Origin of the sequence: Candidatus Halocynthiibacter alkanivorans, from assembly GCF_003333265.1 — a bacterium.
Lineage (GTDB): Bacteria > Pseudomonadota > Alphaproteobacteria > Rhodobacterales > Rhodobacteraceae > Halocyntiibacter_A > Halocyntiibacter_A alkanivorans.
The window spans coordinates 17,522-44,022 of record NZ_QOLB01000041.1 but is presented as its reverse complement, the minus strand read 5'-3'; the positions used below and the strand labels follow the sequence as shown (position 1 = coordinate 44,022).

Genomic DNA, 26,501 nt, shown 5'->3' with positions numbered 1-26,501 from the left:
CAGGCCCCACCCCCCCCGGACGTGGCCTCAGGCGCGCGCCGCCTCCAGACATGGCGCCCGGACGTGGCCCCCAAGGCGCGCCTCCCGGACGTGGCCCCAAAGCATCCCCGGGCGCGCCAGTCCGTGCGATCACAAAACCGGACCGGTTCCGTCTTATTGGCGCCCCAATCATTACCCAAAATTAACCTGTGGGAACGAGTGAAGGGCCATGGGGTATGGAAAACATGATTGACCGTTTTGCCAGTGAGGAAGTGGGATCGATCACCCTCGACTGGTTCATTTTATGTGCCGGTGTCCTGGGGCTGGCGGTGGCGCTGATGTCCGTGGCCGCGGGTCGCGACGCACCAATGGCGATTGAAAGCGTCGCACCGGTGACAGTGCAGGTGATTTAGGCGCCGCGCTGCTGAGCAAAGGCGTGATCCGGTCCAGGCCGGGATTTGCGCTCAGGCCGGTTCGGGTCAAAAGTGGGTTCAGGGTACAGGAAAATGGCTGCCGGGTCTGGTGGCTGCGGCATAAGCCGCGGCGGCACTTTAACTGGCAGAGCACTTCAAGAGACAAAAAAGGCGCGCCCTGGTGGGGACGCGCCTTTTTTGTTCTGCTGGTGACGGGTGGTGGGCCGGCGCCTTTGCGCCCTGCCCCCTTAACATTCACCCGGCGTTTAGTCTTGCGGGATCACCCGCAGGTGCAGGTCGCGCAGCTGCTCGTTCAGCGGTTCGGACGGCGCCGCCATCATCAGGTCTTCGGCGCGCTGGTTCATCGGGAACATGATCACTTCGCGGATGTTGGCCTCGTTGGCCAGCAGCATCACAATGCGGTCGATACCAGCAGCACAGCCACCGTGGGGCGGTGCACCGAACTGGAACGCGTTGACCAGGGCGCCAAAGCGTTTTTCGACTTCTTCTTTGCCGTAACCGGCGATTTCAAAGGCTTTGAACATGACGTCAAGTTTGTGGTTCCGGATCGCACCGGAGACCAGCTCATAGCCGTTACAGGCCAGGTCATACTGATAGCCCAGCACGTTGAGCGGATCGCCGTTCAGTGCGTCCATGCCACCCTGGGGCATCGAGAACGGGTTGTGTTCAAAGTCAATTTTGCCGGTCTCTTCGTCTTTTTCGTAGATTGGGAAATCGACGATCCAGGCAAAAGCAAAACGGTCCATATCGGTCAGGCCCAGCTCTTCGCCGATGACGGTGCGCGCGCGCCCGGCCACAGATTCAAAGGCTTTGGCTTTGCCGGCGAGGAAGAAGGCGGCGTCGCCAACCTCCAGACCCAGTTGCTGACGGATGGCTTCTGTGCGCTCAGGGCCGATGTTTTTGGCCAGCGGACCGGCGGCCTCGTTGCCCAGAACAATCTCGCCCGCCTTAACCTTGGCGTTGACTTCCTTGACTGAAATGCCCTGCTCCTGAGCAATGGAATCTGCCGACTGCTTGCGCCAGAAGATGTAGCCCATGCCCGGCAGGCCTTCGCCCTGGGCAAATTTGTTCATCCGGTCGCAGAATTTGCGCGAGCCGCCTTTGGGGGCAGGAATGGCGCGCACTTCGGTGCCGGCGTTTTCCAGCAGTTTGGCAAAGATGGCAAAACCGGAGCCGGCGAAATGCTCGGAAACCACCTGCATTTTGATCGGGTTGCGCAGATCGGGTTTGTCAGTGCCATACCACAGCGCGGAATCTTTGTAAGAAATCTGCTGCCAGTCACTGTCGACTTTGCGACCGCCGCCGAATTCCTCAAAAACGCCCTGGATCACCGGCTGGATGGTGTCAAACACGTCCTGCTGGGTGACAAAGCTCATTTCGAGGTCGAGCTGGTAGAAATCGGTGGGCGAACGGTCGGCGCGCGGGTCTTCGTCGCGGAAACAAGGCGCGATCTGGAAATATTTGTCATAACCCGACACCATGATCAGCTGTTTGAACTGCTGAGGCGCCTGGGGCAGCGCATAAAAACGGCCCGGGTGCAGACGCGAGGGCACCAGGAAGTCACGCGCGCCTTCGGGGCTGGAGGCGGTGATGATCGGGGTCTGGAATTCGCGGAATTCTTTGTCCCACATGCGTTTGCGCATCGAGGCCACCACGTCGGAACGCAGTTTCATGTTGTTCTGCAGCTTCTCGCGGCGCAGGTCGAGATAGCGGTATTTCAACCGGGTCTCTTCCGGGTATTCCTGATCGCCAAACACCATCAGCGGCAGCTCATCGGCGGCGCCAAGCACTTCGAGATCGCGGATAAATACTTCGATCGCGCCGGTGGGGATGGCGTCATTCACCAGGCTTTCGTCGCGCGCCATGACGTTGCCGTCGATGCGGATACACCATTCAGAACGCAGCTTTTCCAGCTGGGCAAACACCGGGCTGTCGGCATCCGCCATCACCTGGGTGATGCCGTAATGGTCGCGCAGGTCGATGAACAGCAGGCCGCCGTGATCGCGGACCCGATGGACCCAACCCGACAGACGTACGGTCTGCCCTACATTATCCTTGGTCAGTTCCGCGCAAGTGTGGCTGCGATAAGCGTGCATGGGTCGGCCTTTCGGGGGTAAAATTTGTCCCCGCCGATACACCGTTTTGAGCGGTCAATGTCAAGCAGAAGGCGCGATTTGAGCCTTAATCAGCCCACGCAGGCTGTTTCCGACAAAAATAGCACGGGCAAAGCCGAGATCGGCGGGGCGCAGGCTGGCTTCGCGCGCCTGGCCGGTGTCCAGCATTTCCTGGCGCAGGACGCCCGGAAGCAGGCCACAGGACAGCGGTGGGGTGACCAGACCGTCGCCAAGATCGACAAACAGGTTGGTAATGGTGCCTTCACACAGCAAGCCGTTCTCATTGCGCAGCAGCACCTCGTCCAGCCCCTTGGGCATGTCGTCGCGCAGCTGATTGAGAAAGGCGCGGTGGGTGGTTTTGATCTGGCGCCAGGGGTCGTCTGAACGGATACGGTCCATCGCCACGCCGAGCGTCCATACAGTATCCGTGGCCAGCGGTTTAAAGTCCCAGGTTTCAACCTGTATGTCGCCCTGCAGCCCCACCGAGAGCCGCACACGTTGGGCACATTCAGCGCGAAAACCCAGCATCGCCGCCTGGGGTTCCGGGCAGGTAATATCAAGGCGGGCGAGACCCGTGCTGAGACGGGCAAAGTGGCGCCCGGCACGCAGCAGACCCTGCTCCGGCGTCCAGAGCATGGTTTCAAAGATCCTCAGATCCGGGGCAGCATGGTCGCGAAGCGGGCTTTCCACAGGGCTTCCTCATATTCAGACGGAGCGGTGGAATCATAGACGACGCCCCCGCCCACATTCAGGGTAAGACGGTCGCCTTGCAGCAGGGCAGTGCGGATGGCGACGTTGAATTCGGATTGACCGTCTGGGCCCCACCAGCCGATGGCGCCGCAATAGATGTCGCGCGCCCAGGGTTCGAGATCGTTGAGGATCTCCATTGCACGCAGTTTTGGTGCGCCGGTGATGGAGCCGCAGGGGAACAGGGCGCCGAGGATGGCCCCGAGGCCGGTGTTTTTGTGCAGTTGGGCCTGCACGGTGGAGACCATCTGATGCACGGTGGCGTAGCTTTCCACATGGAACAGTTCCGGCACCCGCACCGAGCCGAACTCGGCCAGACGCGAGATGTCGTTGCGCAGCAGGTCGACGATCATCAGGTTTTCGGCGCGGTTTTTGGCGTCCAAGCCCAGAAAGGCCTTGAGCCGCATGTCTTCGACCGGATCGTCGTCGCGCGGCATGGTGCCTTTCATCGGCCGGGTTTCGATCTGGCCGGTGGCGTCGGTGCGAAAGAAGAGCTCAGGCGAACGCGACAGGATCGCTGGCAGGCCCTCTTGTTCAATCAGCGCGCCGTAACCCACCACCTGGAGGCGCGACAACTGGGCATAAAGCCCGTGCGCATCTGGCGTGGCGCGGGCGTCAATCGGGAAGGTCAGGTTGGCCTGATAGATGTCGCCGGCGCTGATATAGTCATGCACGGTCTGAAAGGCGACGCTATAGCGGGACTCGTCCCAGCGCGGCTGTATATCGGCAATGGCACCCTGCCCGTTTATGGGCTCCGCAGCTTCCGGCGCGTCATAGATACCAAAGTGCAAAAGCGGCAGGCGGCGGCTCGTGGGCATGCGCCGGGTCAGGCGTGGTTCCAGCGCGTAGCCCAGCTCATAGGTGGCGTAACCGGCGATCCAGCAGCCATCAGCGCTGGCCTGATCCAAAGCGGCAAGCGCGGCGGGCACCTGCTCGATACTGTCGGCAGAGATCATGCGTTCAGGCTGTGCGAAACGCACCGCCTTGCCACCCGGTCCCTGATCAAAACGTATCTGCATGGCGTGCTGTCCTTGTTGCCCTGCGCCTGAACCCTGCATGTATCGCTGCCCGGGCGCTGTGACCAGCCGTGATACGCCGCAACGCCGGTGTTTTACGCCATATTTCCGTCCGGCGGTGCTGCCTGCCGCTGATTCTGCCGACGCAGCCGTCGAACTGGCGTTGAAAACCTGGCCATCCGGTCAAATTCAGCGGCGCGCCATGCCGTTATACCGGCGGTTTCTGAAATCGGTACAAACATGCTATCAGATTCCGCAAATCCGGTGCATTCGCCCCTTGCGAAAGGGTGCCATAGGTCTATAACCCACGACAATTTGCACACCGCCGGGTATCCACTCCCCCGCCACGCCCAGCGTGCCGGGTCCAGCGTATGAGGGTCACAATGCCGAAAAGAACCGATATTTCCTCCATCATGATCATCGGCGCAGGGCCAATTATCATTGGTCAGGCCTGTGAGTTTGACTATTCCGGCGCCCAGGCCTGTAAAGCGCTGCGCGAAGAGGGCTACCGGGTGATCCTGGTGAACTCGAACCCGGCAACAATCATGACCGATCCGAGCCTGGCTGATGCCACCTATATCGAGCCAATCACCCCTGAAATCGTTGCCAAAATCATCGAAAAAGAACGCCCGGATGCGCTGCTGCCGACCATGGGCGGGCAGACCGGTCTGAACACCGCGCTGGCGCTGGACGACCTCGGTGTGCTGGAGAAATTCGGTGTGGAGCTGATCGGTGCGAAACGCCACGCGATTGAAATGGCCGAAGACCGCAAACTGTTCCGCGAAGCGATGGACCGGCTGGGCATTGAAAACCCGCGCGCGACCATCGCCAATACGATGCAGGAATGCATGGATGCGCTGGAAGACATCGGTCTGCCTGCGATTATCCGCCCCGCCTTTACCCTTGGCGGCACCGGCGGCGGCGTGGCGTATAACCGCGACGATTATGAACATTTCTGCCGCACCGGGCTTGATGCCTCGCCGGTCAATCAGATCCTGATTGATGAGAGCCTGCTTGGCTGGAAAGAATTTGAGATGGAAGTGGTGCGCGACACCGCCGACAATGCCATCATCGTATGTGCCATCGAAAACATCGACCCGATGGGCGTGCACACCGGCGATTCGATCACCGTTGCGCCAGCGCTGACGCTGACCGACAAAGAATACCAGCTGATGCGGACCCTTTCGATTAATGTGCTGCGTGAGATCGGTGTCGAGACCGGCGGCTCCAATGTGCAATGGGCGGTGAACCCGGCCGACGGGCGTATGGTGGTGATCGAGATGAACCCGCGGGTCAGCCGCTCCTCGGCGCTGGCGTCCAAAGCGACCGGCTTTCCGATCGCAAAAATCGCCGCCAAACTGGCGGTGGGGTATACGCTGGACGAGCTGGACAATGACATCACCGGCGTGACGCCTGCGAGCTTTGAGCCCTCGATTGACTATGTGGTCACCAAGATCCCGCGGTTTGCCTTTGAAAAATTCGCCGGTTCCGCCCCGCATCTGAGCACCGCAATGAAATCGGTTGGCGAAGTGATGTCGATCGGGCGCAGCTTCCATGAGTCGATGCAAAAGGCACTGGCAAGCATGGAAACCGGGCTGACCGGCTTTGACGAGATCGATATCGAAGGCGCCACGGATCCGGACGGCGGCAAGGCGGCGATCATCAAAGCGCTGTCAGTACAGACTCCGGACCGCATTCTGATCATCGCCCAGGCCATGCGCCACGGGCTGAGCAATGATGATATCATCGGTGCCACCGCCTATGACCCCTGGTTCCTGGCGCGGATCCGCGAAATTGTGGACGTCGAAGAAGAGGTGCGCAAATCTGGCCTGCCGGTGACAGAGCACGGGATGCGCCGTCTGAAAATGATGGGCTTTACCGATGCGCGTCTGGCCAAGCTGACCAGCCGGGATGAGGACAATGTGCGTCGGGCGCGTCACGACCTGGGCGTTGTGGCCGTGTTCAAACGCATCGACACCTGTGCCGCCGAATTTGAAGCGCAGACACCCTATATGTATTCCACCTATGAAGCGCCGGCGATGGGCGACGTGGAATGCGAAGCGCGGCCCTCAGATCGCAAGAAAGTGGTCATTCTGGGTGGCGGTCCCAACCGGATCGGCCAGGGCATCGAGTTTGATTACTGCTGCTGTCACGCCTGCTATGCGCTGAGCGATGTGGGTTATGAGACCATCATGATCAACTGTAACCCCGAGACCGTGTCCACCGATTACGACACCTCGGACCGGTTGTATTTTGAGCCGCTGACCTTTGAGCACGTGATGGAAATCATGCGGGTTGAGCAGGAAAACGGCACGCTGCACGGGGTGATCGTGCAGTTTGGCGGTCAGACGCCGCTGAAACTGGCCAATGCGCTGGAAGAAGCCGGCATTCCGATCCTGGGCACCAGCCCGGACGCGATTGACCTGGCCGAAGACCGCGAACGTTTCCAGGCGCTGGTCAACAAGCTGGAGCTGAAACAGCCGGTCAACGGGCTCGCCTCGACCGATGAGCAAGCCATTGCGATTGCCGGTGAAATAGGCTTCCCGCTGGTGATCCGCCCGTCTTATGTGCTGGGTGGCCGGGCGATGGAAATCGTGCGCGATATGGCGCAGCTGGAACGCTATATCAAAGAGGCCGTGGTGGTGTCGGGCGACAGTCCGGTGCTGCTGGACAGCTACCTGTCCGGCGCGGTCGAATGTGACGTGGACGTGCTGTGTGACGGCAAAGAGGTGCATGTCGCCGGCATCATGCAACACATTGAAGAAGCGGGTGTGCATTCCGGTGACTCCGCCTGTTCGCTGCCGCCTTATTCGCTGAGCCAGGAGATCATTGACGAGCTGCATGTGCAGTCCCGCGCGCTGGCGCTGGAACTGGGTGTGGTCGGGCTGATGAATGTGCAGTTCGCGGTCAAGGACAACGTGATCTACCTCATTGAGGTGAACCCGCGCGCCAGCCGCACGGTGCCGTTTGTCGCCAAAGCCACCGATTCCGCGATTGCCTCCATCGCGGCGCGACTGATGGCGGGCGAGCCGCTGGGCAACTTCCCGTTCCGGGGCGCTTATCCGGCTGATGCCAAACCCGGCAGCCTGCCGATGGCCGATCCGATGACGCTGGCCGATCCGGCGATGCCCTGGTATTCGGTGAAAGAAGCGGTGCTGCCGTTCGCCCGGTTCCCCGGCGTCGACACCATTCTGGGGCCGGAAATGCGTTCGACCGGCGAAGTGATGGGCTGGGACGTGTCCTTCTCGCGCGCCTTCCTGAAAGCACAGATGGGCGCCGGGGTGGAATTGCCACATGAGGGCAAAGTGTTCTTCTCGGTCAAGGACAGTGACAAAACCGCGCTGATTGTCGACACGGCAAACATCCTGGTGGCGATGGGTTTTGAGCTGGTGACCACACGCGGTACCCATGACTTCCTGTCCGGTCATGGCATCGAAAACACTGTGGTCAACAAGGTCTATGAAGGCCGGCCCAACATTGTGGACATGCTGAAAAACAAGGAAATCGCGCTGGTGATGAACACCACTGAGGGCGCTCAGGCGGTGGAAGACAGCCGCGAGATCCGCTCCGCCGCGCTGTATGGCAAGATCCCCTACTTCACCACCGCCGCCGCGTCCAACGCGACAGCACGGGCGATGAAGTCGCGCGAAGAGGGCGATCTGACGGTGACGCCGCTGCAGGGCAACGTGGCTAAAGCGTAAGTGCTTCAAAAGCGGCACAGAATGCTGACAGCCGCGACAAACTGAGCTAAACAGAAAACGGAGAGCCCTGGCTCTCCGTTTTTTATTGTGGAGGTGTCCGCAAGTCGTACACAGCTGGCACAAAAGCCTTACCTGGGCTGGCACCGCCGGGCCGCGCCTGACCATCCCAGCGGGAAGGCGCTTCATGCCTCCCCAAGGTCAGGCGCGGCCCCGTTACCGGACTGCAGTTCGGGGTCGCGAAACAGGCCTTCGCGCCAGCCAACACGATTTGCGTATGCAGCACTTATTATTGAAGGACCGCCTATGCCCCGCTTGTTTGCCGCCATTGCCCTGCTTTTGACCCTCAGCGCCTGTGGGGTGCCTTTTGTGCCGCTGATCTGAGACCAGGCCTGGCCTTGGGGCAGACGACGGCCGCAGGACCAGGGAGGCAGGGCAGGCGCTGAGGACGAGTGCCGGGGACGGGCGCGGCTTACATCTGATTGAGACGTTTGTGCAGCGCGTTGGCGCTTTCGACGCGCTCGGAATAGCGGTCAGTCAGGTAGGCGGTGCGGCCCCGGGTCATATAGGTGAACTTCACCAGCTCCTCCATCACGTCGACAATGCGGCGCAGAAACGCGCCTTCGGGCAGGCGGTCGCCGCCGTCAAACTCGAGCCAGGCCTTGGCGATCGAGGATTGATTGGGGATGGTGACCAGCCGCATCCAGCGGCCCAGAATGCGCATCTGATTGAGGGAATTGAAACTTTGCGAGCCGCCGGTGACCTGCATCAACGCGAGCGTTTTGCCCTGGGTCGGGCGCACCGCGCCGTCAGACAGCGGGATCCAGTCGATCATCGTTTTCATAATGCCGGTCATGGCGCCGTGTCGCTCCGGGCTGGACCAGACCATGCCTTCGGACCAGATCACCAGTTCGCGCAGTTCCGCCACTTTCGGGTGGCTGGAGTCCTCGGCATCCGCGAGCGGCAAGCCGCGCGGGTCATAGATCCGGACTTCGCAGCCCAACGCGCGCAGAATGCGACCGGCTTCTTCCACCGATTTGCGCGAATAGCTGACATCGCGCACCGAGCCGTAAAGCAGCAGGATGCGCGGCGGGTGCAGATCGTCACCGGGTGCGACCAGGGCGGCGGTATCGATGGGCAGCAGCGCGCCCTCGGTCAGTTGCGGCAGCTCTGACAGGTCGGGCATGGCGGCCGGGCCGGGGTGGCCGGGCTCGGAGTCAGGGTGGCTTGCATCCGGCTGGCCAGTGCCTGCGCAGCAGCTCTGTCCAGTGTCAGGGTTTTCAGCGTTCGATTTGCCGGCTGCGGTGCAACAGGGTTTGTCGGTCAGGTCTGAGGGGCCAGGGAGGGTCATGTCGGGGTTCCGATATCGTTGAGACGGTTTTGAAAGTCTTGCCGGTCAAGCCGGTCGGTGGGCAGGCTGGTGAGCACGGATATGCGGCGCTGCAGCAATTTGAATGTACGGGCCAGCGCGGCGTCAGGGTCAGCGGCGGACGCCGGGTCTGGCATCGGCCAGCGGGCGGTGATGGGCGTCCCGGGGAAGGCGGGCGCCGGCACCGGCTCGGGCAGCATCTTTGGCGCTGGCGGCAGCGGCTGCGGCTGCGGCACCTCCGGCGCCTCGCTGAGCTCGATCACCAGATCCATGTGGGGCGCAGCCCCGCCGGTGAACCGGCTGCGGGCGGAAGGCTGCAACAGGTGGCTGTTGATGCCGTTTGTATCCAGCACTGCGGTCACTGCAGCGGACAGACAGCAGCCCGGGGCCTGCCCGGCGGAATAGCCGGTGAAACGGTTCGGCGCGGCGCATCGCAAGAGCGCTTCGGCGATCAGGGACCGGGTGGAATCGCCATCGCAGAGAAACAGCACGTTGAGCGGCTGCTCCGGGTTGGGGTCAAAGCCCTGCCCCGGTTCGGTCAGGCTTTCAAGCAACGGGTCACACTGGCCGGTCTCGCCGCCGCAACAGTCGCGCAGCAGGTAATCCAGCATAAACCGCAGGCCTGGCATATGGGCAAAATAGCGGATTACCCGGCCTTCCCGCTGGCTGCGGATCAGACCGGCTTTTTCCAGCACCGCCAGGTTGGTGGACATGGTGTTCTGGCGCACCGCAAGGGCGGTGCCGAGATCGCCGGCGCTCATGCCAGTGCGCCCGGCGTGGATCAGCAGCCGGAAACAGTCCAGCCGGACCTCGTGGGCCAGGGCGGCAAAGGCCTGGGGGAGATGTGCGCTTTCCATATATCACAAATGTCCGATATATTATTATTTGTAAAGCGTCTTTTTGAAATCCGGGTGCAGATCACAGGCTGTCGCCAGGCTGTGAGCCAGTTTGATTTCCCAAACCTGCGCCACCAGGCGAGGATGGATGCAACGGGCAACGCGGGACAAATCACAGCAAACATCTGAAAGGAAACTGTTATGTCCCTGTTTAAAATTTCAGCCCTCACGGCTGCGGCTTTTGTGCTGATGGCCGATATGGCGACCGCCCAGAATTATATTCTGGTCTGGGGCCGCCACAGCAATACATCCTATCTCAACGTGGATCTGGTGCGCAGCGACAGCAACGGCACGGTGGAAGCCTATGTATTTCACCGGGCGCGCAAAGGCAGGATGCTGGGGGCCCGCCGGGTGTATGCCGGCGCCAATGATCATGTCAAACTGCGGTTGAAGCAGATGGTGCTGCAGGATGTGCTGCTGCTGCTGCGCGATGACAGCGGCCGGATTGTGGCCCGCCGCGTCGTGGACCGGCCGCACTGAGACACAACGCTCCGACGCCGCGGGCCAGCGCCCGGCGCCCGGCACGACAAAAAAAAGCCGCGGCGGACCGCAGCTTTTTCCCCTGAGTCGCACCCGGCGCTGATCAGGTGGCTTCGTCTTCCAGATGCAGTTTCATGTTCACCAGCACCTCTTGCAGGGCCTGAGTTTCGCGCAGCAGGCGTTTGGCCTCGTTGATGCTGATCACCCCGTCTTCAATTGACAGGGTATATTCGCCCATCAACATGGCAAAGCGCTGGCTGAGCGCCACCACATCGGAGTTCACCCCACCCTGGCGCGAATTCTTCGGCACATTGTCATAGTTCAGCGCCACCCCGCGCAACTCGCCCAGTGCACCGGTCACATGCGGGTAGTTTGCGGCGTCTTCCAGCGCCGCAACCGCGTCAATCGGCATGAAGCGGTCCGCGTGTTCTTCGCTGTCTGAATAATAGCGCCCAAGGGTTGCTTTGGATTTTTTGGTTAATGCGCAGGCGGCCTCCAGCCCGACTTCCTTTACTAATGCTTCGGTGTGTTTTTTCAAATAACTGCCAACGCTCGAAATCATAATTGCCTCTCAATACTCACTGAACCCAAGGTATGGGGAATTTTGTAATCTGTTTCCCATTACTATCCTTTTAAAGGAATGTAACAACAAAGACAGTCTTTTAGTATGGTTGCGGCAGTGCAGCCGAAAGGCATTTAACGAGTATCCGGCGTCCCCAGCGCCGGTGCCGGGTGGGGGGTTCGGGTTTCCGGACTGTGTAAAAGGTAATTTTTTTCCGCATTTTGCAATCAATGAGTGAGTGGTTCAGGCATCCACCTCATCCCTGGCGTGCAAGCGCCCGGATGCCTGTTTTAGCCGGATCCGCAAAATGTGCCCGCCCGGCTTTAACCTTGTTTTTTCGCGCGGGGGCCGATCAAAACTTGATCCCCGGCGCCGGAGCAGGCACACCCCGGGCATGGCAAAACTGTATTTTCATTATTCGACCATGAATGCCGGCAAATCGACGCTGCTGCTTCAGGCTTCTTACAATTACCGCGAACGGGGCATGGAGACCTGTCTGTTCACCGCCCAGCTGGACAACCGCGCCGGCGAAGCACGCATTGCCTCGCGCATTGGCATCGGTGATGCGGCAGATACCTTTGCGCCGGGGGATGATCTTTATGCCCGCATCCGGACCCGGCTTTCTGCCGGGCCGGTGGCCTGTATCTTTATCGATGAGGCGCAGTTCCTGGAAAAGGAACAGGTGTGGCAACTGGCCCGCGTGGTGGATGATCTGAAACTGCCGGTGATGTGTTACGGGCTGCGGGTGGATTTTCAGGGCGAGCTGTTTCCCGGCTCCGCCACGCTGCTGGCGCTGGCGGACGAAATGCGCGAGGCGCGCACCATCTGCCACTGCGGCAAGAAAGCCACTATGGTGGTGCGCACGGATTCCCATGGCCAGGTGCTGACCGAAGGCGCCCAGGTCGAGATTGGCGGCAATGAGAGTTATGTTTCGCTGTGCCGGCGCCACTGGCGTCAGGCGGTCGGGCTGCATGCCAACCAGGAGTAAGCACCCGCCGGAGCGGCGGGCTTTGGATATTTAAGCCAAAAAGAAGCCTGACAGGGCCAGTCAGACCGGGTTGGTCAGCGGCTTGCCGGCGGCAAAGGCACTCAGGTTGTCCAGTGCCATATTGCCCATCGCTTCGCGCACTTCCAGCGCCGCGGTGCCCATATGCGGCAGCAGCGTCACATTGGCGATCTCGCGCAGCGCTTCGGCCACCAGCGGTTCGAACTCATAGACATCGAGACCGGCGCCGGCGATCTGGCCCGATTGCAGCGCCGCAATCAGCGCGGTTTCGTCAACAATATCGCCACGCGCGATATTGATCAGATGCGCATGCACCGGCATATGGGCCAGGGTCTCCGCATTGATCAGGTGATATGTCTCAGGCGTGGCCGGCACCGCCACCACGGTGAAATCCGCCGCCGCCAGCACCTCTTCGACCGAAGCGAGCTGGGTTGCCGGCAGGCCGGCGTCGGTGATGCGCGAGCGGTTGTGAAATACGATATTCATGTCAAAGCCGAAATGGGCACGTTTGGCGATGGCTTTGCCGATGCGGCCCAGGCCGAGGATGCCCAGTGTTTTGCCGGTAACATGGCTGCCCAGCAGCTGGGTCGGGGTCCAGCCGGTCCAGCGCCCGGAGCGCAGCAGCGCTTCGCCTTCAGAGGCACGGCGCGCGGACATCAGCAGCAGCGTCATGGCAATATCGGCAGTGGCGTCGGTGACGGTGCCGGGCGTGTTGCTCACCGCGACACCGGCAGCATGGGCGGCGGCCACATCAATGTGATTGTAACCGACACCAAAATTGGCCAGCAGCTTGCAGCGGACTTCACCGTCAAACGCTGCCGCCGTAAACCCGTCGCCGAGGCTGGGCAGGATCAGGTCGTAACTGGCGAGCGCGTCGCGGGCTTCTTCCACGCTGAGGGGCGGCAGCCCGTCGCGGGTGCTGGTATCAAACTGGCTGGCGGCCGCGTCCATTACGGATTGCGGCAGGGTCTGGGTGATCAGAAGTTTCAATGCAATTTGCCTCCGTCGGGCACCACCTGGTCAGGCCGCGCCAGGACAATTTCGCCGTCCGCGTCGGGGAAACCCAGCACCAGCACTTCAGACATGAACCGGCCGATCTGGCGCGGCGGGAAATTGACCACCGCCATCACCTGCATCCCCACCAGCATCTCCGGCGTATAATGGCTGGTGATCTGGGCTGAACTTTTCTTCACCCCAAGATCGCCGCCAAAATCGATCCAGAGTTTGATCGCCGGTTTGCGCGCTTCCGGGTAAGGCTCGGCCTTTGTCACGGTGCCGGCGCGCACATCCACTTTCTGAAAATCTTCAAACGCGATCAGATTACTCATGCGCCAAGCGCCTTGCTGCGCTCCGCGGCAGCGCGCACGGCGGCGCGCATCAGGTCGGGCAAGCCGTTCTGATCGTTGAGAACTTCCAGTGCAGCAGCAGTGGTGCCGCCGGGGCTGGTGACATTCACCCTGAGCTGATCCGGCTCTTCATCGGCAACCAGCGCCAGCGCGCCGGCGCCGGCAACAGTGGCCTTGGCCAGCTGCATCGCCAGATCGCGTGACAGGCCCTGTTTCACCCCGGCAGCGGCCATGGCTTCGATCATCAGAAACACATAGGCGGGACCGGAGCCCGACACTGCGGTGACCGCGTCCATCTGGCTTTCGCTTTTCAGCCGCACCACCTGGCCCACAGCGGAGAGCAGCATCTCGCACAGGTCCAGCGCCGGGGCCGCGACATGGCGGTTGCCGATCATCGCGGTAATGCCCTGGCTGATGGCGGCAGGGGTGTTTGGCATGGCGCGGATAATCGGGGTATTGCGACCCAGGATATCTTCGAATTTCGAGATCGGCGTGCCGGCGGCGACGGAGACAAAAGTGGTACTGCCATTGCCCAGCGCCTGCAGCGAAGGCAGCGCCGCGCCCATCATCTGTGGTTTCACCGCGATCAGCACGATGGCCGGGTCAACGGGCAGCGCTGCGTTGAGGTTCAGCCCGTCAAGACCCTGAAGCCAGGCCGAAGGTTTGGGATCCAGAACCCAGACCGAGGCGGCGGGCAATCCCTGTGCCAGCCAGCCAGCCAGCATAGCGGAGCCCATTTTTCCGCAGCCCAGCAGCACGAGGCCGCGGGTTTCCAGATCTTGCATATTCATGTTGTTCCTGCCCTTTTGCTTCCGGCAGAGACTAAGCGCGTCCGTAGGCCTCTGCAATGGCTACCTGCATTGCTTCGTCACAGCTTTTGTCGCCCCAGGCCACCAGCTGAAATGCCGGGTAATAACGCTCACACACCGTGGTTGCGGTGGAGATAATCTGATCAATTTGCTCCGGGCTGGCCTCCTGGCCGCCGCTCAGCACCAGACCGTAGCGATAGACCATCAACCGTTGCTCGTGCCAGTACGTGAAAGCGCCGGCCCAACATTTGTCATTCACCGCGTTGAGGATCTCGTGGATCTGCGCCTTTTTGTCTTCGGGCGGTTCCATTTCAAAAGTGCAGATCATCCGCAGAGTTTCATCCTGGCCGGACCAGGCGAGCGTTATGGTATAGGTGCGCCACTGGCCGGTGATCGCCATGGAAATCTGATCATCAGCGACGCGGTCAAACTCCCACTGATTATACTCAGCCAGGTGTTCGACAATATCGATCGGGTGCAGATCATCTGTCTGCAGGAACTGATCTGAAAGTGACATGCTCGGCCTCACTCGTTGTGGCCTTGCAGGGTTTCTTCCCCACTTAGGCCAGGTACACTACCTGGAACGGGCGTCTCATCGCCGGCTCCATACAAGATATGGTGTGCCTATAAGATAAATCTGTAAAGGAATATTTCAGCCTTATCCCCAGGTGCACCGCCAATACCCACAGGAATTGCAGAGTTGTCCCCAGGTTTTTTTACCGCCTGTGGGCAAAACCGGGGCCCAAAACGCAAAACGCGCCCCAAAGGGCGCATTTCTGGTCATTCAGAGCGCTGCGGATTGCAGCGGTGCAGAGAATCACTTCTTTGCCGCGGCTTCCAGCGCTTCAAGCCGCGCGCTGAGCTTGTCGTTCTCTTCGCGGGCCTTTTGCGCCATGGCGCGCACCGCATCGAACTCTTCTCTGGTCACAAAGTCGCGATCTGCCAGCCAACGGTCGAGCAGGGATTTCATCGCGGTATCGGCCTCATTTTTGGCCCCCTGCGCCACGCCCATCGCGTTGGTCATCAGCTGGGAGATGTCTTCCATAATCTTGTTGCGCGTCTGCATGTGAACTCCGGGGTCCTGGGGTGATCGGCGATTGCTTGTGCTTTATATGGGCGCAGCGCGGCAAAATCTCAAGACGCATATGACATCTGCGGCGCAATGCCCGGGCGGCGCTGAAGGGCGTTCTGATGCACGCGCCGAAGAGCGCACCGGGATCATTCCGGCATCACTTTGCTATCACCCGGGCATCGCACCCGGGGCACGCAACAGCAGTTGCGCCGGATCTTCCAGGACTCCCTCGCCGATGCAGACATCCATCAGCGCACCGTCATAATAGCGTTCCTCTGCGATCTGGCCACCTTCCCACCGCTGCCAGCAGAGCCCGTCAATCTGATGCTCCGCGCCGTCGGCACCGCTGAACCGGGTCTGATTGCGAAACACGCAGAGACCTTTGGCGGCATCCACTTTCAGGTCGGTGATTTTACCGCAGATCTCGCGCGCCGCAGAAATGAACGGTTCTTGTTTGCGCCGGGCCTCCGCGCCGTCAGCGGCAAAGAGCCTGTCATTGGCATACATTTTGCCCGCGGGCGAAAACCAGGCATCGAACGCCACCAGCGGCCGTCCCTGTGCCAGCAGGTCAATCTGATGGGCGATCGCCTCACGCAGTTGCATATCGGGTAAACGGGTCATCACAACATCTTTACTTATTCCAGTGCTGGCACAGCGTAGCCCAATGTGAACAAATGAAGAACATATCGTGGCAAACCCCGGAAAACCGGCGTCTTTTTGCCGAACCGATCCGGGGGTGCAGTTGACTTCTGAGCGGCGCCAGGGTCAATCCTGCATCATGATAGCTGTATTGAATTTCCCCGATGTCTCCCCCGAACTGTTCACCATCGAGCTGGGCGGATTTGCCTTTGCGCTGCGCTGGTACGCGCTGGCCTATATCGCCGGCATTCTGATCGGCTGGAAAGTCGCGGTCAGCGCCCTACGCCGCCCAACGCTGTGGCGCGACAAGCCGCCCATGAGCGAAGTGCAGCTGGAAGACCTGCTGACCTGGCTGATCCTTGGGGTGATTTTGGGCGGCAGGCTTGGTTTTGTGCTGTTTTACCAGCCGGGCTATTACCTGGCCAATCCGGCTGAAATCCTGAAAGTCTGGGAGGGCGGCATGTCCTTCCACGGCGGTTTCCTTGGGGTCGCCACCGCCGGGCTGATCTATTGCCGCCGTCACAAGCTGGCGATCGCGCCGGTGGCCGATCTGCTGGCGCTGGGTACGCCCATCGGGCTGATGCTGGGCCGCATCGCCAACTTCATCAATGCCGAGCTTTGGGGCCGGCCCTCGGATCTGCCCTGGGCGGTGATCTTCCCCGGCGACATGGCGCAATATTGCCCCGGGGTTGAAGGCGCCTGCGCCCGCCATCCGTCACAGCTTTACGAGGCTGGCATGGAAGGGCTGATCCTGGGCGCGGTGCTGTTCCTGCTGGCCTTTGGCCGCGGCTGGCTGAAACGCCCGGGCGCGATTACCGGGCTGTTCCTCGCCGGTTATGGGCTGGCGCGGTTTATTGTCGAATTTTTCCGCCAGGCCGATGCGCAGTTTGTCACCGCCGGCAACCCGTGGGGCCAGGTGTTTGCCGGCATGACCATGGGCCAGCTGTTGTCGCTGCCGATGCTGATTGTCGGGCTGTTTATCGTCGTCATGGCCTGGAAACAGGCCGCCAAAGCAGAGGCCTGACGCTATGACAGCGCTTGCGGGCATATTGCAGGCACGCATTGCCGCCACCGGTCCCATCACCATGGCGCAATATATGGCGGAGTGTCTGCTGCACCCCGAGCATGGCTATTACAGCACCCGTGATCCGTTTGGTGTGGCAGGTGACTTCACCACCGCGCCGGAAATCAGCCAGATGTTTGGTGAAATGATCGGCTTGTGTCTGGCACAGAGTTGGCTGGATCAGGGCGCGCCTGCCGCTTTTACCCTTGCGGAAATCGGCCCCGGACGTGGCACCTTGATGGCAGATATCCTGCGCGCCACCAAAGCGGTGCCAGGGTTTCATGCGGCGGCCTCGCTGCTGCTGGTTGAGGCCTCGCCGGTGCTGCGCGATGTACAACGCAAGACACTTGCCGCCTATGAGGTGCAGTGGGCGGATGAGCTCAGCGCCCTGCCCGACCAGCCGCTGTGGCTGGTGGCCAATGAATTTATCGACGCGCTGCCGGTGCGCCAGTTCCAGCGCGACGCGCACGGCTGGCGCGAAGTGCAGGTCGCACTAAAGGGTGGCGAGCTGTCGCTGGGCCTGTCTGCTGCCGCGCCGATTGCGCTGCTGCAGCACCGCCTGGCGGACACCCGCCCCGGCGACATTGTTGAGGTCTGCCCCGCCGCCGCCCCCGTGGCGGAACAGGTGGGCGCGGTGATCCGCGACCATGGCGGCGCGGCGCTGTTTATCGATTATGGCGGCTGGCATTCGGTTGGTGACACGGTGCAGGCCTTGCGCGCCCACAAGATGGAAGACATCCTGGCCAGCCCTGGCGAAGCGGACCTGACCGCGCACGTGGATTTTGAAACCCTGGCTCTGGCGGCGCCCTGCGCCCATAGTGTCCTGACCGGCCAGGGGGTGTTTCTGGAACGCCTCGGCATCACCGCCCGGGCGCAATGCCTGGCCACAAAACTGTCTGGTGCGGCGCTGGAAAGTCACATTGCTGCACATCGCCGCTTGACGCACCCCGATGAAATGGGGAGCCTGTTTAAAACGCTGGCGCTCTATCCGGACGCAGGCCCGCCGCCTCCCGGCTTTGAGTGACGCATGCATTTGCAAACGGACAAGACGGATATGACTTTGGAAATTCTCACTGCTGAAGCACTGACACCGGTGCGCCACGGGTTTTTCACCCGCAGGGGCGGTGCGTCTTCGGGTATATTTGCCGGGCTGAACTGCGGGTTGGGCTCCAGCGATCAGGCTGAGATTGTACAGATCAACCGCGCCCGTGTGGCCGAGGCCATGGCGGTGGCACCGGACGCGCTTGGCCGGGTACATCAGGTTCATTCTGCCGATGTGGCGGTGATTGAGGTGCCGCAGAGTGGCGCGGCGCCACGCGCCGATGCTCTGGTGACCACCACGCCGGGTCTGGCGCTGAGTATTCTGACCGCCGATTGCCAGCCGGTGCTGTTTGCAGATGCGCAGGCCGGCGTTATTGGCGCCGCCCATGCCGGCTGGAAGGGCCTGCTGGCGGGGGTGCTGGAAAACACCGTCTCAACAATGGTTGAGCTGGGCGCGGAACGGGGCAATATCACCGCCGTCATCGGCCCCTGCATCAGCCAGCGCCATTATGAGGTCGGGCCTGAATTCTTTGAGGATTTCATGGTGCTGGACACGGATTACAGCCGGTTCTTTGCCACCGGTCTCGGCGACCGGATGCTGTTTGACCTGCCAGGCCTTGGCCTGCTGAAACTGCGCGAGGCCGGGCTGGAACAAGTCGGATGGACCGGCCATTGCACCTATGCCGATGCAGAGCGTTTCTATTCCTACCGCCGCGCCACCCATCACAAAGAAGCCGATTACGGCCGGCTGATCTCAGCAATCTGCCTGTGATCCGCTTGTGGCGTGCTGGGGATCCGGCCGCTCTTTGCCCACAACCGGCTGAGAGCTGAATGGGGCCTTGTCTTTGACCCTGAAATGCGGGGCAGGCGCTGATCGGACGCCCTGCACCTCTGCACACCATCTCAGGTACTGTCCCCGCGACCTGCCCCTGTGGCCTCCGCCCGCTTCCGGCGCCCGCCCCTGCCGGTCCTCGCCATTTTTGGCGCCGGTAGAATGTGGCGCCGCTGTGTCGGCCCGGGTCAGATTTGCCGCAACAATCCCGCAAATTTTAGTCAGATTGTCGCCAAGCGCCACAAAACAAAGGCTTTCGCGGCGGTGTTAACTTTTTGCAGAAATCCGTGCGTTTGCCAAAACCCCGCCCCAATGATCGTTAATATTAGAGACAGAACAATGATACGGCCCCGCAATGGGAAAGGGACAGAGATGCAGACCAAACGCTGGATGAAATCAATACTGGCAGAAGCCAAAAAATGTGACCACGTGCTGCCCGGTTCACGCAAGGCCCGCGCCGCAAAACTCAAAGCAGCGCCGCGCCGCTTGTCGGCCTGACACTCAGACGGCCTGACCCCTCCCGCAGGCCTGAAAACCGCCTTCCGCAGTGATTCGGGGGCGGTTTTTCTGCGCCGGAGCCATTGTGTCGCTGCTGTGGCGGATTAACCGGGCGCGGGGAAACAGTCAGAGGGCGCGCGGCGGATTGCCCGCGCTGCCATAACAAAGCGCCGCAGAATTTTGACACTCAACCCAGTATATGCTGGTATTTTTCATTCCTTCTGCAATCCGGTGGGGGCCGACGCAGTTGTGACAGGGACAAGGACCAGTTGCATGAGCACGCCTCAACCGGCTGCCGCCGACACGGCAGCACGCCCGACGCCGCACCCGCCCACGACCTGGACGGTGCGCCGCCGGAGTTCCGTTAATGAGCCCGGTGCCGGCACAGCGTCCGGCACTGCGCCCGGCGCCGCACCCGTATCTGTGCCCCACGTTGCGCCCGGCATTGCACCCGTTTCTGTGCCCGGTTCTGCAGCTGACTCCGCGTCCGGCACCACCAACAGACATAAGAGCAGGCAGGTGAACCGGCGGTACGAATTTTCGTGGCTCGCCAGAAACGGCGACATCTTTGATGTCAGCCGCTCCGCCCCCGCCCTGCCCCGGTTTGAAGAAGCGTTCAGCGCCTTTGCGCGCGGCACAATGTTTCAGACCAGTCAGGGGCTGCGGGCGGTTGAGGACCTGCTGCCCGGCGATATGATTGAGACATTTGAGGGCGATTTCCAACCAGTGCTCTGGCTCGGCTCCATGCTGACGGGCGCCCTGCCACCGGGGCCTGGCGCCGCGCTGGCCGCGGACCGCCCGCAGGGGCCAGATATGTTCCGCCTGATGGCGGAGGCCTTTGGCCCTGGCCGCCCGGCCGGCGATCTGATGCTGGGCCCGGCGGCGCGGCTGTTGCACCGCTCGGACCGGTTGCGGCAAAAGCTGGGGCTGCGCGAGGCGCTGGTCCCGGTGCAGGCGCGCGCGGACGGCCACAGTGTGATCGCCCTGCAGCCGCTGACCGTCCAGCGCACCTGGCACCTGATGCTGCCGGCACACCGGGTGATCCGTGCCAACGGGGTCGAGGTCGAAACCTATCACCCTGGCAGCGCCAGCCCGGAACGCACCGGCTGGGAACTGCACGCGGAATTTCTGGCTCTGTTCCCGCATCTGCGCGCCCCGGGACAATTTGGGGCGCTGATCTGCCCGCGCCTCAGCCTGACAGATATGGCAGCGCTGCTGGCCGCATAGGCGCACACGTCCGCAAAGACCGCCCGGGCGGAGCCAGCCGTCCGCCCCGTCGGCAGACGGGGCGCGCCGCGACTGCCCGCTGCACCGCAGGGGGTGGTGAGCGGCGCGCCAGCCCCCTGCGGGGGTGAGGCCAGGCTGAGGCCTGCGCTGCCAGACTCCCGCAGCCCCGGCCAGCCTTCACTGGAGAGAGGACACGGGGGTCACCGGCGGGTTCACCACCAGAATCCACGCTGGGTGCCGCAGCCGTTTACAGCACAGCTTCCGAGCAAGGTCTCAGCCTGCGGGGGCAGCGCCCTTCACGGATTTCAAGGCAGATTTCAGGACAGGTTTCAGGGCTGTTGGCTGAGCCGCGCTTCCAGCACATCAAACGGCACACCGGGCTCGTCCTTGGCGCCGCGGATCACCAGCGAGGTTTTCACACTGGCCACATTGTCCGCTGAAGTCAGTTCCTCGGTCAGAAAACGCTGGAAGGTCGACAGGTCCGGCGCGACGCATTTGAGGATGAAATCCACTTCGCCATTGAGCATGTGACACTCGCGCACCAGAGGCCATCGCTGGCACAGGGCTTCAAAGGCAGACAGGTCAACCTCGGCCTGACTGACCAACCCCACCATGGCAAAGACCTGCACTTCGAAATTCAGCGCCCGGGCATTGACCTCGGCGTGATAGCCTTTGATCAGCCCGGCCTCTTCCAGCGTGCGCACCCGGCGCAGGCAGGGTGGTGCCGAAATACCGACCCTTCTGGCCAGTTCGACATTGGTCATGCGGCCGTCGGCCTGCAATTCCGCCAGTATTTTCCGATCAATCGGGTCGAGTTTGGTTCCGGGCATGTTTAATCCTGAGGTCGAAATTTTGCGTAACCTTACCGGGCATCCCGTCTCTGCGCAATAATATTTCAATTCTGCGCCCGAACATACCGCCGGCAACCCTGGCCGGGCTGTGACAAAGTCTCCCGACGCGCCTCCGGGTGCCACACGGGGGGTTTTCCCACCGCCGCCCAGGGCTTATATGGCTTGCCAACAACGTCTGATTTCAAAGGAGCCGTCCCATGGGCGACACGAAACACACCCGCGTGCTGATCATTGGCTCGGGCCCTGCCGGATATACCGCCGGCGTTTATGCCAGCCGCGCCATGCTGGAGCCGGTTCTGGTACAGGGCATTCAGCCCGGCGGCCAGCTGACCATCACCACTGAGGTCGAAAACTGGCCCGGCGAAAGCGAAATTCAGGGCCCCGATCTGATGGTGAAAATGGAAGCCCATGCCACCGCTGTGGGCACCGAGGTGATCGGCGATTACATTTCTGATCTCGACCTCTCAAAACGCCCGTTCACCGCGACGGGGGACAGCGGCACCACCTACACCGCGGACGCGGTGATCCTGGCCACCGGCGCCCAGGCCAATTGGCTCGGCATGGAATCGGAAGAAAAATTCAAAGGCTTTGGTGTCTCGGCCTGTGCCACCTGTGACGGGTTCTTTTACCGCGGCATGGATGTGGTTGTGGTCGGCGGCGGCAATACCGCCGTAGAAGAGGCGCTGTTCCTGACCAAATTCGCCTCCAAAGTGACGCTGATCCACCGCCGCGACACGCTGCGCTCGGAAAAGATCCTTCAGGACCGGCTGTTCAAGAACCCCAAGGTCGAGATCCTCTGGGATCACACTATTGAGGAAATCACCGGCACCACCGCGCCGCTGGGCGTGGAAGGCTTGCGCGCCAGAAACGTTAAAACCGGCGAGATTACTGAGGTGGCCGCCAAGGGTGTCTTTATCGCCATCGGCCATTCCCCGGCCAATATGCTGGTCAAAGATCAGCTGGAGATGCAGGACGGCGGTTATGTCAAAGTGATGAACGGCTCCACTGCCACCTCGATCCCGGGTGTGTTTGCCGCCGGCGATCTGACCGACCATATTTACCGCCAGGCGGTGACCTCGGCGGGCATGGGCTGTATGGCGGCGCTGGACGCGGAACGCTTCCTGTCTGAACAGGAAAAGTAACACAATGATTGCGTTGGCCGGGTCGTTCTACCGCATCGTCTTTGAACACCTGGCCGCGCAGGTTTTGCAGGGTGCGATCCACCCTGAAGGCCGCTTTCACTATGACGGCCAACCGGCGCTTTATGCCTCCCCCAGCCCGGAAACCGCGGCGGTCGCCATCGCGCGCTATCTGCGCCCCGGCGACCCGGAGCGCGCCCTTGTGCCGCTGCGTCTGAGCGGAGCACGGATCCAGGATCTGCGCGACCCGGCCACCTGCGCCACATTGGGCATCGATCCCGCAACCCCCTCAGTGCCCTGGTCCCGGGAGCGGTCGCGCGGACTGCCGGCCACCAGCTGGCGCGCCAGCGATGCTGTGCGTGCCAGTGGCGCCGACGGCATGGTCTATTCTTCCCGCACGGAGCCCGCCCGCTGGCATCTGGTGCTGTTTCGCTGGAACACCGCCGGAGCAGCCAGAATTGCGACTCAGGGCACCACCCGCCGCTGGACACCGCCAGCAGCGTTCTGAGCGGCGACAGCGCCGGATCAAGCCACGGACGCTGACCGCCTTTTCTATACAAGCGCAGAAAAATCGTCCAAACTGACGCCGAAACGCAGCCTTTCCGCCTCATTTCCTTAATTCAGCCACAGGTTGCCTTGATTACCATCAGAAACACGGGCTATTGCCCGGCAAAACCTGCGCATTTCGCGCCCAACCGACCGCCGAACCGAAAAGGCAGACAGTGTCATGATCGCCCCTAATCTCGCGCCAATCTCTGAGCTTTATGTGTCCTATGACTCCGCTCAGAAACTGAAATCCGAAGCCGCTGATCTGGTCAGCTGGGATCTGACACCGCGTCAGATTTGTGACCTGGAACTGCTGATGAACGGCGGTTTCAACCCGCTGAAGGGCTTTTTGAGCCAGGCCGATTACGAGGGTGTGGTACAGAACATGCGGCTGGAAGACGGCTCGCTGTGGCCGATGCCGGTCAACCTGGATGTATCCGAGGATTTCGCGGCCGAGCTGGAAGAGGGCCAGGACATCGCTTTGCGCGACCAGGAAGGCGTCATTCTGGCGACCATGACCATCACCGACAGCTGGGTGCCCAACAAAGCGCTGGAAGCCGAAAAAGTATTTGGCGCCGATGACAGCGCCCATCCGGCGGTCAACTATCTGCACAACCAGGCCGGCAAAGTCTATCTGGGCGGGCCGGTGATCGGTATCCAGCAGCCGGTGCATTATGACTTCCGCGGTCGTCGCGACACGCCAAATGAGCTGCGCGCCTATTTCCGCAAACTGGGCTGGCGCCGCATCGTGGCGTTCCAGACCCGCAACCCGCTGCACCGGGCGCACCAGGAACTGACCTTCCGCGCCGCTAAAGAAGCCCAGGCCAACCTGCTGATCCATCCGGTGGTCGGCCTGACCAAACCCGGCGATGTGGATCACTTCACCCGGGTGCGCTGTTATGAGGCGGTGCTGGACAAATACCCGTCGGCCACCACTTCGCTGTCACTGCTGAACCTGGCCATGCGCATGGGCGGCCCCCGCGAAGCGGTCTGGCACGGGTTGATCCGCAAGAACCACGGCTGCACCCATTTCATCGTTGGCCGCGATCACGCCGGACCTGGCAAAAACTCCGCCGGTGAAGATTTCTATGGTGCCTATGACGCTCAGGACCTGTTCCGCGAGCATCAGGAAGAAATGGGCATCGAAATGGTCGATTTCAAACATATGGTCTATGTCCAGGACCGGGCCCAGTATGAGCCGGCGGACGAGATCGAAGAAGGTCTGACGGTGCTGAACATCTCCGGCACCGAGCTGCGCCGCCGTCTGGCCGAAGGGCTGGAAATTCCGGAGTGGTTCTCCTTCCCGGAAGTGGTGAAAGAGCTGCGCCGCACCAAACCGCCGCGCTCCAAACAGGGGTTCACCGTGTTTTTCACCGGTCTCTCCGGCTCGGGAAAATCCACCGTGGCCAACGCGTTAATGGTCAAGCTGATGGAAATGGGCGGCCGTCCGGTGACGCTGCTGGACGGCGATATCGTGCGAAAAACCCTGTCGTCTGGGCTGGGTTTCTCGAAAGAGCACCGCGATCTGAACATCCGCCGTATCGGCTATGTCGCCTCTGAGATCACCAAGAACGGCGGCATCGCCATCTGTGCACCGATTGCGCCTTATACCGCCACACGCCGGGCCGTGCGCGAAGAAATCGAGCAGGTCGGCGCTTTCCTGGAAGTCCACGTCGCCACGTCGCTGGAAGAATGTGAACGTCGGGACCGCAAGGGGCTTTATAAACTGGCGCGCGAAGGCAAGATCAAAGAATTCACCGGTATTTCGGATCCGTATGAAGAGCCCACAGCACCGGAAATCCGGCTTGAGACCCAAAATGTCGAAGTGGACAACTGCGCTCATCAGGTGCTGCTGAAACTGGAAAGCCTGGGGCTGATCGGCGCCAACTAAGGCAAGATCCACATTGCGAGAACAAAGAACCCGGCCATTGTGCCGGGTTTTTTCTTTCGGATACCGATACTTTTAGATAACTAGCAGCGTAGTTGTGGCTGAAATACCTTCAGGCCAGTTATTTGATTTTTTATGAGTGAGTATTGGTACGTGTCCGATTTGATTATTTCGCTGACCACCATCCCCCCGAGAATGGATAAAATCGCCCCGACATTGCGCGACCTGTTAAATCAGAGCGCCGATGTGAAGGAAATCCGGCTTTATATTCCCCGCAGTTATAAACGGTTTGATTTTACACCCGACGACATCCCTGCTCTGCCGGAGGGCATCACCCTTTGTCTGGTGGATGAGGATCTGGGCCCGGCGACAAAAATCCTGCCTGCAGTCAGGGACTTCCAGGGCCAGGATGTAGAAATTCTGTTCTGCGACGACGACCAGCCTTATGACCGCGGCTGGGCACAGCGGTTTCTGGACGCTCGCAAACTGCAGCCCGGTTGTTGCATTGCGGGAAAGGGCTATGACCTCGAGTTCCGCCCCAGCGGCGCGCAATATTATATCGAACGCGACCATTGGCCCCGGGCAGAAAGACGGCACAAAGGCATTGGCTACCGCCTGTTGCGGCTGGCCACTTTGTTGCAGGTAAAACCCCGTCCCTACATCAGGGATGGATACGTCGATATTCTCGAAGGTTTTGGCGGCGTCATGATCCGCCCGGAATTCATACCGCCAGAAGCTTTTGATATTCCAGATATTTTATGGACAGTTGACGACCCCTGGCTGTCGGGTCACCTGACGCGCAACCAGATCCCGATCTGGCTGTTTTCCGACACACCGGCGGCGTCAAAACCCTATAGGGCGCATTTCAGCGATCGTCTGGGCGCTTTTGTCTATAAAGACCACGGCCGCCTGAAAGCAGACACAGCCGTGATCGAATATTTCCGCGAAACATACGGGATCTGGCAGGACCGGGAGCCGGCACACAGCGCTTCACACGGCGCCGCACGCCAGGCTGGTTAGTCAGTGCACAGAGACCGGCGCGTAATTATGTTCGCGTGCCAGGTCAAAGGCCATTTCTTTATCAGCCACCAGCGCAAGCCGTTCACCGCTGGAATCATGCACGGAAAACAGCGTCTTCATGCCGTTGATTTCCTGCTGCACATCATCGGGCAAATCAGTCACCGCAATTTCGCGCACATAGACGATGCGGTCGCCGGTTTCGGGCAGTTCATCAAAGCTCGTATCCATG

Annotated in this window: 27 protein-coding genes; 13 read left to right on the top strand and 14 right to left on the bottom strand. The window is 61.1% G+C overall.

The features are described from left to right. Positions 1–215: 215 nt before the first annotated feature. The gene (locus DWA01_RS23055; protein ID WP_160115955.1) at positions 216–392 is read left to right on the top strand and encodes a hypothetical protein; all 177 of its coding nucleotides are present in this window, start codon (positions 216–218) and stop codon (positions 390–392) included. Between the two features lie 266 nt (positions 393–658). On the opposite strand, the gene aspS is transcribed toward DWA01_RS23055, so the two are convergent. The 3 genes from aspS to DWA01_RS03810 are packed head-to-tail and all read right to left on the bottom strand — an operon-like array spanning position 659 to position 4,293. After that, a complete protein-coding gene (gene aspS, locus DWA01_RS03820) occupies positions 659–2,509 on the bottom strand; it encodes an aspartate--tRNA ligase (protein WP_114284350.1) in 1,851 nt (616 codons plus the stop codon). Positions 2,510–2,569: 60 nt separating this feature from the next. Continuing rightward, on the bottom strand, positions 2,570–3,217 hold the full coding sequence (locus DWA01_RS03815; protein WP_114284348.1) for an aminotransferase class IV family protein: 648 nt from the start codon (positions 3,215–3,217) through the stop codon (positions 2,570–2,572). Then, a complete protein-coding gene (locus tag DWA01_RS03810) occupies positions 3,178–4,293 on the bottom strand; it encodes an aminodeoxychorismate synthase component I (protein WP_114284346.1) in 1,116 nt (371 codons plus the stop codon). The genes DWA01_RS03815 and DWA01_RS03810 overlap by 40 nt, the downstream gene beginning before the upstream one ends. 380 nt (positions 4,294–4,673) lie before the next feature. On the opposite strand from DWA01_RS03810, the gene carB reads away from it, so the two are divergent. Further along, the gene (gene carB, locus DWA01_RS03805) at positions 4,674–7,991 is read left to right on the top strand and encodes a carbamoyl-phosphate synthase large subunit (RefSeq protein ID WP_114284344.1); all 3,318 of its coding nucleotides are present in this window, start codon (positions 4,674–4,676) and stop codon (positions 7,989–7,991) included. 469 nt (positions 7,992–8,460) lie between these two features. On the opposite strand, the gene arsH is transcribed toward carB, so the two are convergent. Both arsH and DWA01_RS03795 read right to left on the bottom strand, forming a co-directional pair. Continuing rightward, entirely contained in the window at positions 8,461–9,174 is a 714-nt protein-coding gene (arsH, locus tag DWA01_RS03800) for an arsenical resistance protein ArsH (protein WP_114284363.1), read from the bottom strand. Positions 9,175–9,335: 161 nt separating this feature from the next. Then, positions 9,336–10,214, bottom strand: coding sequence for a helix-turn-helix domain-containing protein (locus tag DWA01_RS03795; protein ID WP_114284343.1), 879 nt, complete (start codon positions 10,212–10,214; stop codon positions 9,336–9,338). Positions 10,215–10,394: 180 nt separating this feature from the next. Between DWA01_RS03795 and DWA01_RS03790 the strand changes: the two genes are divergently transcribed. Continuing rightward, positions 10,395–10,733: a hypothetical protein gene (locus DWA01_RS03790; protein ID WP_114284342.1), complete on the top strand. Its 339-nt coding sequence runs from the start codon at positions 10,395–10,397 to the stop codon at positions 10,731–10,733. 103 nt (positions 10,734–10,836) lie between these two features. On the opposite strand, the gene DWA01_RS03785 is transcribed toward DWA01_RS03790, so the two are convergent. Then, the gene (locus DWA01_RS03785; RefSeq protein WP_419186979.1) at positions 10,837–11,295 is read right to left on the bottom strand and encodes a hypothetical protein; all 459 of its coding nucleotides are present in this window, start codon (positions 11,293–11,295) and stop codon (positions 10,837–10,839) included. A gap of 394 nt (positions 11,296–11,689) precedes the next feature. Between DWA01_RS03785 and DWA01_RS03780 the strand changes: the two genes are divergently transcribed. Continuing rightward, positions 11,690–12,283 carry a thymidine kinase gene (locus tag DWA01_RS03780; protein WP_114284341.1) on the top strand — a complete coding sequence of 198 codons (594 nt, stop codon included), beginning with the start codon at positions 11,690–11,692 and terminating at the stop codon, positions 12,281–12,283. A 60-nt stretch (positions 12,284–12,343) separates the two neighbouring features. On the opposite strand, the gene DWA01_RS03775 is transcribed toward DWA01_RS03780, so the two are convergent. From DWA01_RS03775 to DWA01_RS03750, 6 genes are all read right to left on the bottom strand, one after another. Continuing rightward, positions 12,344–13,291 carry a 2-hydroxyacid dehydrogenase gene (locus DWA01_RS03775; protein ID WP_114284340.1) on the bottom strand — a complete coding sequence of 316 codons (948 nt, stop codon included), beginning with the start codon at positions 13,289–13,291 and terminating at the stop codon, positions 12,344–12,346. Then, positions 13,288–13,629: a tRNA-binding protein gene (locus DWA01_RS03770; protein ID WP_114284339.1), complete on the bottom strand. Its 342-nt coding sequence runs from the start codon at positions 13,627–13,629 to the stop codon at positions 13,288–13,290. Before DWA01_RS03770 ends, DWA01_RS03775 begins: the two co-directional genes overlap by 4 nt. Beyond that, positions 13,626–14,438 (bottom strand): pyrroline-5-carboxylate reductase, encoded by an 813-nt coding sequence (proC, locus tag DWA01_RS03765; RefSeq protein ID WP_114284338.1) that lies wholly within the window; start codon positions 14,436–14,438, stop codon positions 13,626–13,628. The genes DWA01_RS03770 and proC overlap by 4 nt, the downstream gene beginning before the upstream one ends. A gap of 31 nt (positions 14,439–14,469) precedes the next feature. Then, a complete protein-coding gene (locus DWA01_RS03760; protein ID WP_114284337.1) occupies positions 14,470–14,973 on the bottom strand; it encodes a type III secretion system chaperone family protein in 504 nt (167 codons plus the stop codon). A gap of 300 nt (positions 14,974–15,273) precedes the next feature. Then, on the bottom strand, positions 15,274–15,522 hold the full coding sequence (locus DWA01_RS03755) for an accessory factor UbiK family protein (RefSeq protein ID WP_114284336.1): 249 nt from the start codon (positions 15,520–15,522) through the stop codon (positions 15,274–15,276). Positions 15,523–15,696: 174 nt separating this feature from the next. After that, entirely contained in the window at positions 15,697–16,149 is a 453-nt protein-coding gene (locus DWA01_RS03750; RefSeq protein WP_136057656.1) for a hypothetical protein, read from the bottom strand. A 157-nt stretch (positions 16,150–16,306) separates the two neighbouring features. Here DWA01_RS03750 and lgt point away from each other — a divergent pair, with 157 nt between their 5' ends. The 5 genes from lgt to DWA01_RS03730 all read left to right on the top strand — a co-directional run bounded on the left by lgt (position 16,307) and on the right by DWA01_RS03730 (position 20,828). Next, entirely contained in the window at positions 16,307–17,191 is an 885-nt protein-coding gene (gene lgt, locus DWA01_RS03745; protein ID WP_114284359.1) for a prolipoprotein diacylglyceryl transferase, read from the top strand. A gap of 4 nt (positions 17,192–17,195) precedes the next feature. After that, complete coding sequence (locus DWA01_RS03740) at positions 17,196–18,254, top strand: class I SAM-dependent methyltransferase (RefSeq protein WP_114284333.1); 1,059 nt, start codon at positions 17,196–17,198, stop codon at positions 18,252–18,254. A 30-nt stretch (positions 18,255–18,284) separates the two neighbouring features. After that, the gene (gene pgeF / locus DWA01_RS03735; protein WP_114284331.1) at positions 18,285–19,043 is read left to right on the top strand and encodes a peptidoglycan editing factor PgeF; all 759 of its coding nucleotides are present in this window, start codon (positions 18,285–18,287) and stop codon (positions 19,041–19,043) included. Between the two features lie 432 nt (positions 19,044–19,475). Beyond that, a complete protein-coding gene (locus DWA01_RS23800) occupies positions 19,476–19,601 on the top strand; it encodes a hypothetical protein (RefSeq protein WP_268807700.1) in 126 nt (41 codons plus the stop codon). A gap of 519 nt (positions 19,602–20,120) precedes the next feature. Next, a complete protein-coding gene (locus tag DWA01_RS03730; protein ID WP_160115954.1) occupies positions 20,121–20,828 on the top strand; it encodes a Hint domain-containing protein in 708 nt (235 codons plus the stop codon). Between the two features lie 329 nt (positions 20,829–21,157). Here the strand turns inward: DWA01_RS03730 and DWA01_RS03725 are convergent, their stop codons facing one another. Further along, positions 21,158–21,658 (bottom strand): Lrp/AsnC family transcriptional regulator, encoded by a 501-nt coding sequence (locus DWA01_RS03725; protein WP_114284327.1) that lies wholly within the window; start codon positions 21,656–21,658, stop codon positions 21,158–21,160. A 218-nt stretch (positions 21,659–21,876) separates the two neighbouring features. On the opposite strand from DWA01_RS03725, the gene trxB reads away from it, so the two are divergent. The 4 genes from trxB to DWA01_RS03705 all read left to right on the top strand — a co-directional run bounded on the left by trxB (position 21,877) and on the right by DWA01_RS03705 (position 26,272). Beyond that, a complete protein-coding gene (gene trxB / locus DWA01_RS03720; protein WP_114284326.1) occupies positions 21,877–22,821 on the top strand; it encodes a thioredoxin-disulfide reductase in 945 nt (314 codons plus the stop codon). Positions 22,822–22,825: 4 nt separating this feature from the next. Beyond that, the gene (locus tag DWA01_RS03715; RefSeq protein WP_114284324.1) at positions 22,826–23,326 is read left to right on the top strand and encodes an RES family NAD+ phosphorylase; all 501 of its coding nucleotides are present in this window, start codon (positions 22,826–22,828) and stop codon (positions 23,324–23,326) included. 219 nt (positions 23,327–23,545) lie between these two features. Then, positions 23,546–25,255: a bifunctional sulfate adenylyltransferase/adenylylsulfate kinase gene (locus tag DWA01_RS03710; protein ID WP_114284322.1), complete on the top strand. Its 1,710-nt coding sequence runs from the start codon at positions 23,546–23,548 to the stop codon at positions 25,253–25,255. A 132-nt stretch (positions 25,256–25,387) separates the two neighbouring features. Continuing rightward, on the top strand, positions 25,388–26,272 hold the full coding sequence (locus DWA01_RS03705) for a glycosyltransferase family 2 protein (protein WP_235008410.1): 885 nt from the start codon (positions 25,388–25,390) through the stop codon (positions 26,270–26,272). Here DWA01_RS03705 and DWA01_RS03700 read toward each other — a convergent pair whose 3' ends face one another. Further along, positions 26,273–26,500: a DUF1150 family protein gene (locus DWA01_RS03700; RefSeq protein WP_114284319.1), complete on the bottom strand. Its 228-nt coding sequence runs from the start codon at positions 26,498–26,500 to the stop codon at positions 26,273–26,275. It abuts the gene before it with no gap. Between the last annotated feature and the right edge of the window lies 1 nt (position 26,501).

Coding starts and splice junctions, on each gene's coding strand:
- DWA01_RS03725 (WP_114284327.1), bottom strand. CDS start 21,658: ATGCCCGGAACCAAACTCGACCCGATTGATCGGAAAATACTGGCGGAA.
- proC (WP_114284338.1), bottom strand. CDS start 14,438: ATGAATATGCAAGATCTGGAAACCCGCGGCCTCGTGCTGCTGGGCTGC.
- trxB (WP_114284326.1), top strand. CDS start 21,877: ATGGGCGACACGAAACACACCCGCGTGCTGATCATTGGCTCGGGCCCT.
- DWA01_RS03750 (WP_136057656.1), bottom strand. CDS start 16,149: ATGACCCGTTTACCCGATATGCAACTGCGTGAGGCGATCGCCCATCAG.
- DWA01_RS03700 (WP_114284319.1), bottom strand. CDS start 26,500: ATGGATACGAGCTTTGATGAACTGCCCGAAACCGGCGACCGCATCGTC.
- aspS (WP_114284350.1), bottom strand. CDS start 2,509: ATGCACGCTTATCGCAGCCACACTTGCGCGGAACTGACCAAGGATAAT.
- DWA01_RS23800 (WP_268807700.1), top strand. CDS start 19,476: ATGCAGACCAAACGCTGGATGAAATCAATACTGGCAGAAGCCAAAAAA.
- DWA01_RS03770 (WP_114284339.1), bottom strand. CDS start 13,629: ATGAGTAATCTGATCGCGTTTGAAGATTTTCAGAAAGTGGATGTGCGC.
- DWA01_RS03795 (WP_114284343.1), bottom strand. CDS start 10,214: ATGGAAAGCGCACATCTCCCCCAGGCCTTTGCCGCCCTGGCCCACGAG.
- DWA01_RS03710 (WP_114284322.1), top strand. CDS start 23,546: ATGATCGCCCCTAATCTCGCGCCAATCTCTGAGCTTTATGTGTCCTAT.
- arsH (WP_114284363.1), bottom strand. CDS start 9,174: ATGCCCGACCTGTCAGAGCTGCCGCAACTGACCGAGGGCGCGCTGCTG.
- DWA01_RS03785 (WP_419186979.1), bottom strand. CDS start 11,295: ATGATTTCGAGCGTTGGCAGTTATTTGAAAAAACACACCGAAGCATTA.
- DWA01_RS03705 (WP_235008410.1), top strand. CDS start 25,388: ATGAGTGAGTATTGGTACGTGTCCGATTTGATTATTTCGCTGACCACC.
- carB (WP_114284344.1), top strand. CDS start 4,674: ATGCCGAAAAGAACCGATATTTCCTCCATCATGATCATCGGCGCAGGG.
- DWA01_RS03810 (WP_114284346.1), bottom strand. CDS start 4,293: ATGCAGATACGTTTTGATCAGGGACCGGGTGGCAAGGCGGTGCGTTTC.
- DWA01_RS03740 (WP_114284333.1), top strand. CDS start 17,196: ATGACAGCGCTTGCGGGCATATTGCAGGCACGCATTGCCGCCACCGGT.
- lgt (WP_114284359.1), top strand. CDS start 16,307: ATGATAGCTGTATTGAATTTCCCCGATGTCTCCCCCGAACTGTTCACC.
- DWA01_RS03755 (WP_114284336.1), bottom strand. CDS start 15,522: ATGCAGACGCGCAACAAGATTATGGAAGACATCTCCCAGCTGATGACC.
- pgeF (WP_114284331.1), top strand. CDS start 18,285: ATGACTTTGGAAATTCTCACTGCTGAAGCACTGACACCGGTGCGCCAC.
- DWA01_RS03760 (WP_114284337.1), bottom strand. CDS start 14,973: ATGTCACTTTCAGATCAGTTCCTGCAGACAGATGATCTGCACCCGATC.
- DWA01_RS03715 (WP_114284324.1), top strand. CDS start 22,826: ATGATTGCGTTGGCCGGGTCGTTCTACCGCATCGTCTTTGAACACCTG.
- DWA01_RS03790 (WP_114284342.1), top strand. CDS start 10,395: ATGTCCCTGTTTAAAATTTCAGCCCTCACGGCTGCGGCTTTTGTGCTG.
- DWA01_RS23055 (WP_160115955.1), top strand. CDS start 216: ATGGAAAACATGATTGACCGTTTTGCCAGTGAGGAAGTGGGATCGATC.
- DWA01_RS03780 (WP_114284341.1), top strand. CDS start 11,690: ATGGCAAAACTGTATTTTCATTATTCGACCATGAATGCCGGCAAATCG.